This window comes from Hymenobacter chitinivorans DSM 11115 (genome assembly GCF_002797555.1).
GTDB classification, from domain to species: Bacteria; Bacteroidota; Bacteroidia; order Cytophagales; family Hymenobacteraceae; genus Hymenobacter; species Hymenobacter chitinivorans.
Genome location: NZ_PGFA01000001.1, coordinates 1515098 through 1529250 on the forward strand (window position 1 = coordinate 1515098; position 14153 = coordinate 1529250).

A 14153-nucleotide genomic window follows, 5' to 3' on the forward strand; every position below is an offset into this window, starting at 1 on the left:
GGGGTAGGGAATTAGGTCAGGGGTGTTTGGCCGCGGGGCGGACGGGTTTGGCCTGGGGGCGGAGGGGTTTTGTGTTCGGCCGAGCGGGTTTTGCCTGGGGGCGGAGGGGTTTCGTGCTTGGGCGGAGGTGTTTTGGCGTAGGGCGGACGTGTTTTGCAAAAGGGCGGGAGTGTTTTGGCTTGGGGCGGAAGGCTTACAGGGCCTGCAAATAGGTGTCGACGGCGGCGGCGAGGGCGGGGGGCAGGTCGGTGGGGGGGCACACGAGCAGGGCTTCGTCGTCGGCGGGGCTGGCGGCGGGCTGGAAGGTGGCCTCGCGCAGACTGAAGCGCAGCTGGCCCTGGGCAAACTGCCGCTCCTCGGCTTCGGGCTGGGAGTTCATCGCGACGAAATCGAGCTTGGTGAGGGCCTGGGAGGCTTTATCGAAGAGCAGCCAGGCGTAGACTTTGCCGCGGTCGGGCTCGTCGGGCAGGTCGAGGCGCTTGATTTCGATGATGCTGGTGGTGGCGTTGTCGAGGAAAAAGAGGAGGCGGTAGGGAATGGGCATGAGGTAGGGGAAATGTGGGGATGGCTCCGCGCGTGACACCCGTTGACCAAGCCGAGCGGCGGAGCTGTAATTAATACGACTGTTTTCTCTAACAAGCCTGGGCTATTATCGGGGAGGGCCGGTGAGAAAAAAAGGAGCAGCGTTAAGAAAAGATGGAATTCATCAATAAGTTTAATTAAATGTATTTTAGATTATAGATCTGAATTTATTATTATTTAGTAACCTGTATTACTAGGAATTGATTGGCTATTAGTGAATATTGTGAGGCTTCTGCAGAGCATTATTCTACGCTGTCCGACCGCTACCTATTGCAATTAAAGGCCTGTGCTTTGACACGAGGTTTGTGTGGGTTTTATTCACTGATCCAGCACTTCGCATTCCAGAATACAGATCTACCTCGGCATAGATTTTCTATGGCGAAAATACGCGTGTACTTGTTCATTTAACTTTTCCCTTACTCAGATGAAGTCAAATATCAAATACGTACTGCTGGCGTTGAGCTTGGCGAGTTGCGAAAAAGTAAACATGGACCCTGCTTCGCCTGCGGCTGGTGCCTCTGCGCCGTCGGCAACGGCGAAAGACATTAATGCTGCGATTGAAGAAGGAGTTTCCGTTCAGAATGGTCGCCTGGTCTTCTCGACTGAGGATCAGTTTGTTACTACCATGAAGCAACTGCAGGAGTACGCGGGGGCCAAGCTTACTGAGTGGGATGCGCAGAATGGTATCACCTCGCTTAATGAATACTATGCTGAGCTTAACGCCGAGGAGCGCGAAGACGGAACGGTCGATTTTCTAATTTCCCAGGAAAAATTGCTAGGCGTACCCGACGAGAAATTTGCTAGTATTCTCAATACGGATGGCGTTTTTCAGGTGGGTGATGAAATTCATAAGATAAATCAGCATGAGGAATTAATTTTTCCCGCTGAACGGGAGGATATTCTCCTCAAAGGAAATTGGGATGACCCAGACATTAAGCATTTCCCAATCGACTATAAATACGTGGCTGAAGATGGCGGGGGCAAAGACGTTGGCGGTAAAATTGCCAAGCAGCAAGGCCAGACCATAACAGCCCAGCGCACGGGGAATTTTTACGGCTGGTATGAGCAGCACCAGTATACGGATGTCAACGGTCGGACATTACCTAAAACCTGGAATGATCGGGATACCCGTCTGGTGGCCGTGCAGTGGAACGTAACGTATTACTTCTACGCCTCCCACGGGGTGCGGACCAAATATGAGTACAAATCCCGGTTTGCTGGGTGGTTGTGGAATGACGCCTCCAATCTGGCGGTCGACGGAACGTCTTCGGTCCGGCGGAGCGGTTCTCCGGCTTTTACCGTCGGAGGAAGCTCAAGTGATACCAACTCTTCCAGTACCAGCAGTAACTTGGTGTGGATAGGAGGTCGTGGGGTAAGCATTTCGATAGTGTCCAGTGTGTCTCATCACAGCACTATCTACAAAGGGGCCACTGCTCGTTTGACGCTGTAATCCACGCAGCCCCGAGTACTACTTCCTACTACGAAAGCCCCCTTCTTCGCGCGGAGAAGGGGGCTTTTTGCGGGTTTCGAACTCCGGCATTTCGCGGAAATGTCTAATCTACAGCACCACTTTCTTCTCGCCCTGGGCAAGTCCGGTTAGTTGCTGCCGAACCTGCTGAAATACATGTACCAGTTCCATTCCCAGGTTTGGCCCTTATCGGCCGAAAAAGCCTGGCTCCAGACGGGGTTTTCTTTGTCGCGGGCATCCCAGCGGAAGACCACCACGACGTCTTTGTCATTGAAGGTGTCTTGGGTGAAAAAGTGGGCCACACCCTGGTCAAAAGAGCCGACGACGGGCGGGTCGAGTTTGCCGGCGTTGCTGTCGGCCCAGTAAATGCTCCACAACCGGGTTTTGGGGTTGAAAAGCCTGACCGACATTCCTTCAAAGGGCACCCCGTCGAAGGTCGCCAGGTAGTTGTCGATATTGCCGAGACCCTGCAGTACCCGGTACATTTCCTGGGTAGAATCGAATTCCAACCACTCGGTGCAGTTTTCGAGTTTGGCTTTCAGCTTCCGGTTGCGGAGTTGCCATTTGCCTTCGTAGAAATCAAAATCGTGTTTGGAGGAAGAGGCTGAGGCCGTAATGAGCAACTCACCGGTGGCAGCATCAAAAAGTACGGGAGGAATGGGCAGCTCGTCTTGGCTGGGCATGCTATCAGGCTGGGAAAAGAGGTGAATGAAAAACTATTACAATCGGAGAAGGGAAATAATGGCCGGAGCAAACTGCCCCTACAGCGCCACCTTTTTCTCGCCTTGGTCCACGCCGAGGATCCACTTGGTGAGGCCGCGCATGTAGGTTTGCTGGTCGTCGTACATGCTCATGTGGCTGCCTTCGGGGCATATCAGGGCGGTGCCGTTCTGCACTTTCTGGGCCACCATGCGCATATGCTCGGGGTCCATGGTGTCGTGGTTGCCGCCGATGCTGAGCACGGGCACCGCAAGCTGGGGCAGGTCGGGCACCCGGTCCCAGTTCAGGAGCTTGCCGGAGGCGCCAAACTCGCTGGGTCCCTGCATGGTGACGTAGAGCGACTGGTTGGATTTGCCCAGGGAGCGGGTCATGGGCTCGGGCAGCTGGGGCAGGCGGCAGAGGTGCTCGTTGTAGAAATTGGCTTCCAGCAGCTGCATGTAGCGCGGGTTCTGGAAGTCCTTTTTGGCCTCAATGGCGCGGATTTCGGCCAGCACGGCGGGCTTGAGCTGGGGCGCCAGGACTTCGTCGGCGTACTTGTTGTAGGCCGGGATGCTCATCATCATGTTGGAAATGATGAGGCCCTTGAGGTGTTGCTGGTACTTGAGGGCGTACTCGGCGGCCAGGATACCGCCCCAGCTGTGGCCCAGCAGGTAGAAGTTGTCCTTATCAAGCTTCAGGGCCTGGCGCACCTGCTCGACTTCCTCCACGTAGCGGGGCAGGCTCCACATGCTGGTGTCGCGGGGGTTGTCGGAGAGGCCGCAGCCGAGCTGGTCGTAGTAGATAAACTCGATGCCATCCTGGGGCAGGAAGCTTTCCAGGCACTCAAAGTACTCGTGGGTGGCGCCGGGCCCGCCGTTGAGCAGCAGCACTTTGATGCGGGGGTTGTGGCCGAAGCGCTTGGTCCAGATGTTGAACTTGCCCTTGGGGGTGGTGATGGGAATAACCTGAACGCCGCCGGTTTGCACGCCTTGTGCCTGGCGCTGAAAATAGGAGGCCAGGGTAGGGGCCGCGCCGGAATTGGGAGCGGCGGCCGGGTCTTGGGGGGCTTGTTGGGAACAGGCCGCGGCGGCGAGGCCGGCCAGGAGCAGGGCGGCCGCGCGAAAGGATGGGTAGGGCATGGCGGGAAAAGGCAGGAGGTGAAAAGGCTGGTTGGCTAAACGTAGCCATAATTACTGCCCCGGCCAAAAGCCACCGGGTCGGTGTAGAGCGAAGTCTTTCAGAACGTCACGCTGAGCGTAGCCGAAGCTTCTCTACCGCTTCGTGGCAGAGGCAACAAAATAGCATTGCGGGAGAGATGCTTCGGCTACGCTCAGCATGACATATGCCATTGCCCGCAAGATGTCTCGCTTCGCTCGACATGACGGTCTTTGCTCAGCATGGCACGTTCTAGCAGGCGGGTTCGGACGGGAGGGGTACCACGGTGGGCACGGGGGCGTCGGTGAAGAAGCCGCCGACTTCCTGGACCTGTCCGGCGGGTAGGTCGCCGAGGTGGATGGCGCCGATGCGGACCCGGACCAGGCGCAGGGTAGGGAAGCCCACGGCGGCCGTCATCTTGCGCACCTGCCGGAACTTGCCCTCGGTGACGATAATGGACACCCAGCTGGTGGGCCCGTGCCGGTCGTCGCGGATTTTGCGGCCCCGGGCGCCGAGGTTGGGAGCGGTTTCGAGGCGGAAGGCCCGGCAGGGCAGGGTCTGGTACTTGTCGCCGTGCAGCCCGATTTCGACGCCCTGCTGGAGCTGGCGCACGGCTTCATCGGTAATGAGGCCGTCGACCTGGGCGTAGTATTCTTTCTCCACCGACTTGGCCCGGATTCGCTCACTGACTTTGCCGTCGGTGGTAAGCAGCAGCAGGCCCTCACTGGCTTCGTCGAGGCGGCCGATGGACATAGTACCGGCGGGGAAATCGTGGAGCAAGCCCAGCAGCTTCTTCTTTTTCAGCTCGCACACAAACTGGCTCATGTAGCCAAAGGGTTTGTGGACGATGAAGTGGCGGTGGGTGACTGCTAGTTCTTCGGGGTCGGTCATTTTACTTCGTTCTGTCGTGCGCCTCACCCACCGGCCCCGCAAATGCTTGATGCGCATTATCCGAAAGAGGAGAGGAGAACCTGACGACTAGTATTGTTTACTCGCGACTAGTGTGGGGGGCGAATTATAAAGTGCGCGCTACTGGCTTACGGGGTGCTTACTTTTCCTCGGCCAGCCACTGCATGGCCTGGTACTGACCCGGGCCCACGAAGAGGCTGAGCACGTCGTCGACCAGCTTGAGGCCGTTGGCGCTGTTGGTGAAGAAGACCAGGGTTTCCTGGGTTTGGGGAAAGGTCATGAAGAAGCCGCGGAAGTCGCCGTTGTTGCCCCAGTGCCACTGGGCGGGGCCGTGGCTGGTGGAAGCCAGGCCCAGGCCCCAGGCCCAGCTGATGTTGGCGGCGGTGGCCGTGGGGGGCGTGGTGCACCGGGTGGCGGGGTTGGCAGCGGTGGTCAGCAGCCGGGCCGTGGCCGGCTTGAGGCCCTGTCCGCGCAGCAGGGCTCGGGCGAAGCGGCTGTAGTTGGCGGCGGTGGTGAGCAGGCTGAAGCCACCGTTGGGCTCCGCGAAGCGCTTGACTTCGGTGGGCTTGCCGGCCTCGTCGTGGCCGAAGGCGGCGTTTTGGTCGAAGCGGGCTTGCCAGGTGAAGGAGCTGTGCTTCATTTTCAGCGGCCCGAATACTTCCTGCTGGGCCAGCTGGTCGAGGGTTTTACCGGTGATATGCTCCAGGGTGCGCTGCAGCCAGACGTAGCCCTCGCCGGAGTAGCTCCAGCAGCTGTCGGGCGCAAATTTCAAAGTCAGCTTGGAGGTTTTCCAGGAGTCAGCCAGGGGATATTCGGCCCAGAGAGGCAGGCCGCTGGTGTGGCCCAGCACCATGCGGGCGGTGATGCGGCCGGCCCGGGGCTCGGCTTGCAGGCGGGGGTAGGGGGCATAGGTCAGCAGGGGCTTATCCAGGTCGAAGCGGCCCTGGTCGTGCAGGCGCAGGGCGGTGTAGGCCAGCACCACTTTGCCCAGGGAAGCGGCCTGCATAGTGGTGGTGGCATCCATCGGCTGGGCGGTGCTGGCCTGGCGCAGCCCCAGGCTGTACTGCTTGGTTTCGCCCTTTTTGGTGTAGACCAGCTGCAGGCCGGGCACGTTTTCGCGCTTGAGTAGGGCTTCCAGCTCGGCTTGCTGGGCCGTGGCAACGAGAGAGCAGAGCAACAGGGCCAGCGTCAGGAGGTGTTTCATAAGCAGCCGTAAGGGCCCGGAGAAATAAGGATAATCGAAAGACAATATTAGGGGATGCTGAGCCAAAGCGCCTGGCCAAACAGCAGCACTTCGGCCACACGCTGCACCAGGCCGCGCCCGGGGAAGCCCGGCAGCGAAAGAGCCAGCAGGCAGCCGATAAGCAAGCCGAGCTGCGTGTTGGCCGGCACCACGTTCTGCAACAGCAGCGCGCCTTGGGCCTGATGCAGGAAGAAAATACCGCCAATATATTCCACTGCCCCGCCCAGATTGTGCACCGCCTGCTTGGCTGAGCCGCTGGAGGGTGAGCCCACGTCGCAGGGAAACACAGCCGCCACCACGTACCCGATGCCCAGGCATAGCAGCAAGCCGCGCAACGCGGGAGTATGGGCCAGTAAGGCGCCCAGCAGCAGGCCTGCGCCCACCTGGAAAAACAGTCCCCAGCTTACGGCCCGGCGGTTTGGGGCGCCATCTTCGCCCAGCTCACTGATGGTGTGGCGCAGATGGGAATAGCCGGGCCGCCGGAAGCCGAAGTACCCGATGCCCAGCACCAGGTACGCGGTTAGTGCCGTTAGAAGGAGGAAGAGCATCGGTTGAGCAGAACTACAGGTCAGAAGCGCTGCAAATAGGCTCAGGCAAGGACTAAAACCAAGCGCGGGCCACCCCAAATGGAGCGGCCCGCGCTTCGAAAAATTCTTCCGGGGCGAAAAGCTTAGCCCAGCGTATGGTACACGGCCTGCACGTCGTCGTCCTCTTCGAACTTCTCAATCAGGTTCATCACCTCTTCCAGCTGCTCGCCTTCCAGGGTCACGGTCGTGTTGGGGATGCGCTGCAGGTTGGCCGATACCACGTTCAGGCCCTTTTCTTCCAGGGCTTTCTGCATCTGGCCGAAGTCGGTAAAGGCAGTTTCCACCACGATGAAGTCCTTCACCGTGCCGTGCTCGTCTTCTTCCTGGTCGGCGTACACGTCTTCGGCGCCGGCGTCGATGAGCTCCAATTCCAGCTCGTCGAGGTCGAGGCCCTCGGCGGCGAGGCGGAACACGCCCTTGCGGGTGAAGGTGTAGTCGGAGGAGCCGGCCGTGCCCAGGGCGCCGTTGCCGCGGTTGAAGTACATGCGCACGTTGGCCACGGTGCGGGTGGGGTTGTCGGTAGCGGTTTCGATGACCACGGCCACGCCGTGGGGCGCGTAGCCCTCGTACACCACTTCCTGGTAGTCTTTTTCCTCCTTGCTGCTGGCCCGCTTGATGGCGGCTTCCACGCGGTCCTTGGGCATGTTCACGCCCTTGGCGTTCTGCATGGCCGTGCGCAGGCGGGAGTTGGTATCCGGGTTAGGACCACTTTCCTTCACGGCCATTACGATTTCCCGGCCGATGCGGGTAAAGTCCTTGGACATCTTGTCCCAGCGCTTCATCTTCCGGCCTTTGCGGAATTCAAATGCTCTTCCCATCTATGTGAACTTGTGAAATGGTGAAATTGTGAGTTGTTGAGCTGGGTGGGTAGCCCAGAAAGGAGCCGCAAGTTAGCAGTTGAAGGTTGTTTGTTGATAGTTGATTGTTATTGATTGTTGTCAGGATCAAACCCGCCGACTTAACAATCAACAACCAACAATCAACAACGACGCTAATCCGCCCGCAGGGTGTAGATGCCCTTGTTGCCGGTGGGGTAGCCGATGAGCATCAGCGTCAGGGTGCGGGCTTTGGGCTGAAACTTGAACGAGCCCTGGTCCACGCGGGGCTGGCCCTTGGAGTCGGTGTAGCTGAAGGTGATTTGGTCGCCGGAGAAGGTGAAGCGGCCGTCCTGGCTGAAGTTCATCACTCCGCCGTTGCCCGAGAGCTGCAGGCGCTTCTGGTAGGTGCCGTCGGGGTGCAGGGTCAGCGTGCCGCCCACGCCCTTGGCTTCCATGGGCTTGGCGCTGGTTTCCTGGTCCACAATGGCGTAGGAGAGGTAGGTGTAGGACGTGAAAAACGAGGCGCCGAGCACGGGAGCCTTGGCCGCGGCCGGAGTGGGCGTGGGCTGCTGGGCCTGGGCCGCGGGGCCGCTGAGCAAGAGCAGGGCAGTGGTGCCGAGCACCAGAAAACGAGTAAACATAGGGCAAGATACAACGGAAGGTGGGGCCGCGCCAGGTCGGCAGGTCGGGCCCGAATGCAAAGATCAAGCTACATTTCGGCGTTTTCCACCCCATTGCCCACCCCACTTGCCCGCCGCCATGCCCCCGTTTCTGCGCGAACTAATCCGCCCCGCCGCCGAGCTACCCGAAGCCGATGTCTGCCTGGTCGGCCTGCCCCTCGACTTTGGCACCGTGCTGGAAGGCGGCCGGGCCGGGGCCGTCCACGCCCCTGACGCCATGCGGCGGGAGCTGCGCCGCTACCACAAAACCTACAACCTGGAGCACGACGTGGACCTTTCGGGCCTGCGCATCGCCGACGCCGGCAACCTGAGCCTGCAGGACCCCGACCACGCCCGCAACCACGCCACCATTCGGCAGCGCCTAAGTGAGCTGCTTACTCAGTACCCGCGCGTGGTGGTGCTGGGCGGCTCCCACGACGGCACCTACAGCACCGTGCGCGGCCTGTTTGACGCCACTGGCGGCCAGCCCGTGGGCGGCATCAACCTCGACGCCCACGCCGACGTGAAAGACAAGCCCGAGATTATCAGCAGTGGGACACCGTTTGGCAAGCTGCTGCGGGAAAACGTGTTGGCCGGAACGCGCTTCACCGAGCTCGGACTGCACTCCAACCTTAATACGAAAGAGGATATCGACTTTCTGCACCAGCAGCAGGCCACCATCGTGCCCCTGGCCCACGTGCAGCAGGATGGGTTGCCGCTGTTTATGGAACGGGCCCTGCACCGGGCCACCGCCCAGGGCCCGGCCTTCGTCAGCTTCGACATCGACGGGTGCGCCGAAGCCTTTGCCCCGGCCGTGTCGGCACCCAGCGCCGATGGGTTTACGCCCCGGCAGGCCGTGGAAGCCGCGTTTCTGGCCGGCCGCCACCCGGCGGTGCGCTTGTTTGAAGTAGTGGAGCTGAACCCGATTTTCGACCGGGACAACCAGACGGCCCGCCTGGCCGCTACCATCATCACCGCGTTTTTGACCGGCGTGGCGAAGCAGTAGTTGTTAGTTTTTAGTTGTTGGTTGTCAGTGACTTAGCTATGTGGTGGGAAAGAAGTACGAAATAATTCGTGTTTAAATACGAAATATTTCGTTGGTTGCGCAGCGGTTGGCTTCCCGGCCCCGTCTCTTCAAAAACCAACTTCCCACTTCCCTTCCGCACCATGAAAAAGCTGCTACCCCTTCTCTGGCTCTGCGCTGCCTCGCTAACGGCCACCGCCCAAACGGCACCCACGTTCACCTCGACCTGCGACGAGGGCAAATACTACCAGAGCGGGCAGGAGCGCTACTGCGAAACCCGCGACCTGGTGGTGGCCGCTCCTGCGTCGGGGCCGCTGGTGGTGGACGGCATGCGCAACGGCAGCATCAGCGTGAAAAGCTGGGCCGGCAAGGACGTGCGGGTGCGGGCCCGGGTGCAGGCCTGGGGCACCGATGCCGCCGCGGCCAAAGCCCAGGCGGCCACCGTGCAGGTCGGAGCCGCCGCCAACAAACTGCAGGCCACCAGCACCACCACGGAAGAAGAGCAGCACTGGGCCGTGAGCTACGAGATATTCGTGCCCGAAAAGCTGGCCCTCGACCTGAAAACCCACAACGGCAGCATCAGCCTGCTGAACGTGCGCGGCCCGGTGACCTTCGAGGCCCAGAACGGCTCGGTAACGGTCAGCGGCTCGGGCGGCGACGTGAAGGGCCGCACCCAGAACGGCTCGTTGAACATCACTTTGGCCGGCAAAAAGTGGGAGGGCAAAGGCCTCGACCTGACTACCCAGAACGGGTCCATCCGCTGGAAGCTGCCGGCCGACTACTCGGCCCAATTCATCAGCCGCACCGTCAACGGCAAAGTGGATACCGACTTCGGCAACTCCGTGTCGGGCAAAATCGGGCGCGACATTGCCGTGAACCTGGGCAAGGGCGGGGCCCCGGTAAAGGCCGTGACGACCAACGGCGGCATCACTGTGCGCCGCGCCGAGTAAGCCCATTTTTTCCGGCCCGCCAGGCAACGCATGGTCCGGCCCTTGCTTCTACCAATTTACCCGTCGGCCCAGCGCGGCCGGCCTCGTCCCGACAGTTCACCTCTACTTCCTTTTTGCGCTATGAAAACATTCTCTGCCGCCCTGCTGCTGGCCCTGGCATCCGTCTCCGCCAAGGCCCAAACCGCCCCGGCCTTCACCTCGACCTGCACCGAGGGCAACACCTACAATAACAACAGCAGCACCAAGCGCTACTGCGAAACCCGCGACCTGACCCTGGCCAGCCCCGGCGCCCAAACCCTGACCATCGACGGGGAAGCCAACGGTGGCATCACGGTGAAGGGCTACGACGGCAACCAGGTGCTGGTGCGCGCCAAGGTCAGCACCTGGAGCAAAACCGACGCCGACGCCGCGCAGCTGGCCAAGAGAGTCGCGGTGAAGTCGGGCGGCAACACCCTGCGCGCCGAAGGCCCCAGCCAGGCCGAGCAAGGCTGGGCAGTAAGCTACGAGGTGTTTGTGCCCCGCAAAACGGCTCTGGCCCTGAAAACCGTCAACGGCGGCATCAGCCTGAAAGACCTGGACTCCAGCGTCAAGTTTGACGCCGTCAACGGGGGCGTCTCGCTCAGCAACGTGAGCGGGCAGGTGAAGGGCCACACCGTGAATGGCGGCCTCCACATCAAGCTGGCCGGCACGAAGTGGGTAGGCGAGGGCCTCGACGTGGAAACCACCAACGGCGGCATCACCTGGGACGTGCCCAAGAACTACTCGGCCAAGCTGTTTACCAGCACCTCCATGGGCTCCATCAAAGCCGATAATCTGCCCGTGAGCAAGTCGGGCTTCATGCACAAGGAAATTGCGGCCAACCTTGGCCAGGGTGGGGCCCCGGTGCGGGCCGTTACGGTCAACGGTGGCATCAAGGTCAACCAGGAATAGTACCGTAACGCCCGGCTAAAAAGCGGCGCTGGATTCGGCTGGCGCCGCTTTTTACGTTAAAGAGCACCAAATCAGCTCGGCCGGCAACTATTCCGGGCCATTTCGGCTTGTGGGCAAACCGGCCGCCTCGTGGCCGCTGCCTCTTCCCGCCTTGCCCCGCATGAAAATCCCGTTTCTCGGCCTGCTTCTGAGCTTGGCTGCCTACGCCGCCCCGGCCCAAACCGCTGCGCCCGTCTTCACCACCACCTGCGGCGACGGTACGTTTACTAGTAGCAGCAGTAAGCGCTTCTGCGAAACCCGCGACAAAGCCCTGCCCGCGCCCGCCGAGGGCATTACCATCGACGGCCGGGCCAACGGCGGTATCACCGTGAAGGGCTACGACGGGAAGCAGGTGCTGGTACGGGCCAAGATTCTGGCCTGGGGCAAAACCGACGCCGAGGCCGCGCAGCTGGGCCGCAGCATCACCATCATGGCCAAAGACTACACCCTGCGGGCCGAAAGCTCCCAGCCCGGGGAACTGGGCTGGGCCGTGAGCTACGAAGTCTTCGTGCCCCGGGCCATGCCCCTGACGTTGCGCACGCTCAACGGCGGCATCAACCTGAGCAACCTACTGGGGCCGGTGACCTTTGAAGCGGCCAACGGCGGCATTTCGCTCGTCAACGTGGGCGGCAGTGTGAAGGGACGCACCGTGAACGGGGGCGTGAAAATTAAGCTGGCCGGCCCGAAGTGGGTAGGCGAGGGGCTCGACGTGGAAACCCAGAACGGCAGCATCACCTGGGACTTGCCCAAAAACTACTCGGCCCGGTTGTTTGCCGCCACCACCGTGGGCACCATCAGCGCCGGCAAGCTGCCCGTGACCAACTCGGCCACCCTGCAGAAAGTGGTAACGGCCACCCTGGGCCAGGGTGGGGCCCCGGTGCGGGCCGTAACGACCAAGGGCAGCATCAAGCTCACCCAGCTCTAAAACCCCGGACCCCAGGCAACAGCAAGGCCGCGCCAGCAGTTGCTGACGCGGCCTTGGTCGTTTTTCGGGCGGCGGTAAACTCCGGATTGGGCGGTTGTCGGGCCGCTTACGGTGGTGCCACGGCTCTGCACCGGCGGCTTAGTCGCCGACGCCGCCTTTGCGCCACTCCGGCCGGCTCGGGCCGGGGCCTACGATGGTGCCGTCTTCCCGCTCACCGTAGCCGGTGCTGTACGAATCGGCGTTTTCGAAGCTGCTGGCGTAGCCGTAGGAGGAATTTTTCTTCCGGCGGCCGGCTTTTTTACCTTTCTTATTCTTGCTCTTGCCCGCCAGCAAAGCGGCGGCGGTAATGGCCAAACCCACGCCGGCCCCGATGACGGCCAGCTTGGCCGGCAGCGTATCGACGGCGGCCGGGGGCACAAACTGCACGCCGGTTTCGTCGGTGCGGGCCGGCTCCTGCACGTAGCGGCCCCGGGTCGGCATCGGGAATTCGCGGGCCAGGGCGCTCAGGCCCTCCGTGGCTTCGGTGCCGCGCATCACCGGGCCGTGGCCGCAACCGATATTCTCGGGCCGTAGCGCCGCCAGCTGCTGCACCGACTCGCGCACCTGCTGCCAGTTGTAGTTGAACGGGGCCCCGGCCACGCTGATGCAGGGCACCTGCAGTAGCAGCGAGGGCACCGACTCGTGGTTGGCCGTGGCAAAAGCGTCGGCGCCGAGCAGAGTCCGGTCCTTTTCCCGGAACAGCGCAATCTGGCCCGGGGCGTGGCCCGGCACGTGGATTACCTGCCAGTCGGGCAAAAAGGGCGGGTCAGTATCATGAGCGGGCAGGGCCTGGACAATGTCGCTGAGCTGAAACGACTGGGGCGGGAAAAACCGCGCCACGAAGGCCAGGGTGCCGCCCCGTTCCACGGTCGGGTCGGCGGGCGGATACACGGCTTTGCCCGTCAGAAACGGCAGCTCCAGGGGGTGGGCCAGCACCGGTACCTTCCAGTGCTCGGCCAGTTCCCGGGCGTTGCCGGCGTGGTCCATGTGGCCGTGGGTGAGCAGGATGGCCTCGGGGTGAGTGCCGGGGTAGAAGAGCTTGTCGGCGGCAGCAATGATATCCTTGGCCGCGCCCGGCAAACCCGTATCGACCAGCACCCACTCGCCCGAGCGGCCGGTTTCCACGAAATACAGATTAACGAAGCGTTGGATCGTGAGCTGGTGCACACCCTGGGCTACTTGTTTCATAAATTCGGGGTAATTGATTGGACGGAAATCAGCAGTACGCATAATCCCGCCCCGAGGATAGGCTTGCCACTATTTTTCCGGCGCCACTTGCCCGGGGCCCGCCGCGCCTCAATCCTTTTAAGCCGTAGGGCCGAAGACAAAAAAAAGCCTCCCGGGATACGAGAGGCTTTTTGCCGAATAGGGTGGGCGGGCTTACAGGCCGCCGGTGGTGCCCCCACCGGTGCTGCCCGTGCCGCCAGCGGTGCTACCACCGCCGGTGCTGCCACCCGCCGTAGAGCCCCCGCCGGTCGAGCCGCCACCCGCCGTGCTACCGCCGCCGGCCGTGGAGCCCCCACCGGTGCTGCCCGTGCCGCCAGCGGTGCTGCCGCCGCCAGTGCTACCCGAGGTGCTGCTGCCCGACATGGTGCCGGTGCCCGTGCCGGCCGTGGTGCCGCCCGCGCCGCCGCTCATCGAGGTGTCGGAGCTCATGTCGTTGGCACCAGCCTCGGAGCCGGCGGCATCCGACGAAGCGCCGGTGCCTTCCGTGCCCGAGCCGCTGGTGGAGCCGCCGCCACCGCCTTCTTGGTTGTTGCCGCCGCCGCAGGAGGCGAAAGTGAGCGAGGCCGCAGCCAGAGCGAAAAACAAGGTCTTTTTCATGATAGAATAAAGGTTTTGGTGAGGTAGAATGGTTGAGTCCGATGCCCCGAAACGAGGTATCGGAAGCTTTATACTCTGATTTGGGACTGGGTAACCCATTTTTATAAAAATATTTTGATAATATATGATTAAGCTCATCTATTGCGTGCTTTGATAAGACTATTCCAATGTTGAGCTTACTGTTGCCGTTATTCTTCAGCTGGTTTGGTCGGGGCTGTATCACCACCGCCGGCCGGCTTAAACCCGGGGCCCAGCCCGAAAAACTACTGCGCCGGGCGGCCAGAATACCGCGGCCTCCCGCG

At 61.5% G+C, this 14153-nt stretch carries 15 protein-coding genes; 5 read left to right on the plus strand and 10 right to left on the minus strand.

Going from position 1 to position 14153, the window contains the following annotated elements:
* Positions 1-193 precede the first annotated feature (193 nt).
* Complete coding sequence (locus CLV45_RS06290; RefSeq protein ID WP_100335522.1) at positions 194-544, minus strand: hypothetical protein; 351 nt, start codon at positions 542-544, stop codon at positions 194-196.
* A gap of 462 nt (positions 545-1006) precedes the next feature.
* On the opposite strand from CLV45_RS06290, the gene CLV45_RS06295 reads away from it, so the two are divergent.
* The gene (locus CLV45_RS06295; protein WP_100335523.1) at positions 1007-2032 is read left to right on the plus strand and encodes a hypothetical protein; all 1026 of its coding nucleotides are present in this window, start codon (positions 1007-1009) and stop codon (positions 2030-2032) included.
* Positions 2033-2178: 146 nt separating this feature from the next.
* Here CLV45_RS06295 and CLV45_RS25190 read toward each other — a convergent pair whose 3' ends face one another.
* The 7 genes from CLV45_RS25190 to CLV45_RS06330 form a co-directional block, all read right to left on the minus strand.
* Positions 2179-2733: a hypothetical protein gene (locus tag CLV45_RS25190; RefSeq protein WP_100335524.1), complete on the minus strand. Its 555-nt coding sequence runs from the start codon at positions 2731-2733 to the stop codon at positions 2179-2181.
* 78 nt (positions 2734-2811) lie between these two features.
* The gene (locus tag CLV45_RS06305) at positions 2812-3888 is read right to left on the minus strand and encodes a proline iminopeptidase-family hydrolase (protein ID WP_100335525.1); all 1077 of its coding nucleotides are present in this window, start codon (positions 3886-3888) and stop codon (positions 2812-2814) included.
* A 268-nt stretch (positions 3889-4156) separates the two neighbouring features.
* Complete coding sequence (locus CLV45_RS06310; protein WP_100335526.1) at positions 4157-4795, minus strand: pseudouridine synthase; 639 nt, start codon at positions 4793-4795, stop codon at positions 4157-4159.
* Between the two features lie 157 nt (positions 4796-4952).
* On the minus strand, positions 4953-6017 hold the full coding sequence (locus CLV45_RS06315) for a serine hydrolase domain-containing protein (RefSeq protein ID WP_100335527.1): 1065 nt from the start codon (positions 6015-6017) through the stop codon (positions 4953-4955).
* Between the two features lie 47 nt (positions 6018-6064).
* On the minus strand, positions 6065-6604 hold the full coding sequence (locus CLV45_RS06320) for a DUF998 domain-containing protein (RefSeq protein ID WP_100335528.1): 540 nt from the start codon (positions 6602-6604) through the stop codon (positions 6065-6067).
* A 122-nt stretch (positions 6605-6726) separates the two neighbouring features.
* Positions 6727-7461 carry a YebC/PmpR family DNA-binding transcriptional regulator gene (locus CLV45_RS06325; RefSeq protein WP_100335529.1) on the minus strand — a complete coding sequence of 245 codons (735 nt, stop codon included), beginning with the start codon at positions 7459-7461 and terminating at the stop codon, positions 6727-6729.
* A 173-nt stretch (positions 7462-7634) separates the two neighbouring features.
* On the minus strand, positions 7635-8102 hold the full coding sequence (locus CLV45_RS06330) for a copper resistance protein NlpE N-terminal domain-containing protein (protein WP_100335530.1): 468 nt from the start codon (positions 8100-8102) through the stop codon (positions 7635-7637).
* A gap of 118 nt (positions 8103-8220) precedes the next feature.
* Between CLV45_RS06330 and CLV45_RS06335 the strand changes: the two genes are divergently transcribed.
* From CLV45_RS06335 to CLV45_RS06350, 4 genes are all read left to right on the plus strand, one after another.
* The gene (locus CLV45_RS06335; protein ID WP_157807321.1) at positions 8221-9126 is read left to right on the plus strand and encodes an arginase family protein; all 906 of its coding nucleotides are present in this window, start codon (positions 8221-8223) and stop codon (positions 9124-9126) included.
* Positions 9127-9287: 161 nt separating this feature from the next.
* Positions 9288-10094, plus strand: a complete 807-nt coding sequence (locus CLV45_RS06340) for a DUF4097 family beta strand repeat-containing protein (protein WP_100335532.1) — start codon at positions 9288-9290, stop codon at positions 10092-10094.
* Between the two features lie 120 nt (positions 10095-10214).
* Positions 10215-11024: a DUF4097 family beta strand repeat-containing protein gene (locus CLV45_RS06345; protein ID WP_100335533.1), complete on the plus strand. Its 810-nt coding sequence runs from the start codon at positions 10215-10217 to the stop codon at positions 11022-11024.
* A 160-nt stretch (positions 11025-11184) separates the two neighbouring features.
* The gene (locus tag CLV45_RS06350) at positions 11185-11988 is read left to right on the plus strand and encodes a DUF4097 family beta strand repeat-containing protein (RefSeq protein WP_100335534.1); all 804 of its coding nucleotides are present in this window, start codon (positions 11185-11187) and stop codon (positions 11986-11988) included.
* A 138-nt stretch (positions 11989-12126) separates the two neighbouring features.
* Here the strand turns inward: CLV45_RS06350 and CLV45_RS06355 are convergent, their stop codons facing one another.
* Together CLV45_RS06355 and CLV45_RS25195 are read right to left on the minus strand one after the other, a co-directional pair.
* Complete coding sequence (locus tag CLV45_RS06355; RefSeq protein WP_157807322.1) at positions 12127-13215, minus strand: MBL fold metallo-hydrolase; 1089 nt, start codon at positions 13213-13215, stop codon at positions 12127-12129.
* A gap of 192 nt (positions 13216-13407) precedes the next feature.
* The gene (locus CLV45_RS25195; RefSeq protein ID WP_211289909.1) at positions 13408-13851 is read right to left on the minus strand and encodes a hypothetical protein; all 444 of its coding nucleotides are present in this window, start codon (positions 13849-13851) and stop codon (positions 13408-13410) included.
* Positions 13852-14153: the final 302 nt, after the last annotated feature.

Excerpts from the sequence above, each read along its gene's own strand:
- CLV45_RS06290 (WP_100335522.1), bottom strand. The coding sequence starts at position 544 with ATGCCCATTCCCTACCGCCTCCTCTTTTTCCTCGACAACGCCACCACC.
- CLV45_RS06295 (WP_100335523.1), top strand. The coding sequence starts at position 1,007 with ATGAAGTCAAATATCAAATACGTACTGCTGGCGTTGAGCTTGGCGAGT.
- CLV45_RS25190 (WP_100335524.1), bottom strand. The coding sequence starts at position 2,733 with ATGCCCAGCCAAGACGAGCTGCCCATTCCTCCCGTACTTTTTGATGCT.
- CLV45_RS06305 (WP_100335525.1), bottom strand. The coding sequence starts at position 3,888 with ATGCCCTACCCATCCTTTCGCGCGGCCGCCCTGCTCCTGGCCGGCCTC.
- CLV45_RS06310 (WP_100335526.1), bottom strand. The coding sequence starts at position 4,795 with ATGACCGACCCCGAAGAACTAGCAGTCACCCACCGCCACTTCATCGTC.
- CLV45_RS06315 (WP_100335527.1), bottom strand. The coding sequence starts at position 6,017 with ATGAAACACCTCCTGACGCTGGCCCTGTTGCTCTGCTCTCTCGTTGCC.
- CLV45_RS06320 (WP_100335528.1), bottom strand. The coding sequence starts at position 6,604 with ATGCTCTTCCTCCTTCTAACGGCACTAACCGCGTACCTGGTGCTGGGC.
- CLV45_RS06325 (WP_100335529.1), bottom strand. The coding sequence starts at position 7,461 with ATGGGAAGAGCATTTGAATTCCGCAAAGGCCGGAAGATGAAGCGCTGG.
- CLV45_RS06330 (WP_100335530.1), bottom strand. The coding sequence starts at position 8,102 with ATGTTTACTCGTTTTCTGGTGCTCGGCACCACTGCCCTGCTCTTGCTC.
- CLV45_RS06335 (WP_157807321.1), top strand. The coding sequence starts at position 8,221 with ATGCCCCCGTTTCTGCGCGAACTAATCCGCCCCGCCGCCGAGCTACCC.
- CLV45_RS06340 (WP_100335532.1), top strand. The coding sequence starts at position 9,288 with ATGAAAAAGCTGCTACCCCTTCTCTGGCTCTGCGCTGCCTCGCTAACG.
- CLV45_RS06345 (WP_100335533.1), top strand. The coding sequence starts at position 10,215 with ATGAAAACATTCTCTGCCGCCCTGCTGCTGGCCCTGGCATCCGTCTCC.
- CLV45_RS06350 (WP_100335534.1), top strand. The coding sequence starts at position 11,185 with ATGAAAATCCCGTTTCTCGGCCTGCTTCTGAGCTTGGCTGCCTACGCC.
- CLV45_RS06355 (WP_157807322.1), bottom strand. The coding sequence starts at position 13,215 with ATGAAACAAGTAGCCCAGGGTGTGCACCAGCTCACGATCCAACGCTTC.
- CLV45_RS25195 (WP_211289909.1), bottom strand. The coding sequence starts at position 13,851 with ATGAAAAAGACCTTGTTTTTCGCTCTGGCTGCGGCCTCGCTCACTTTC.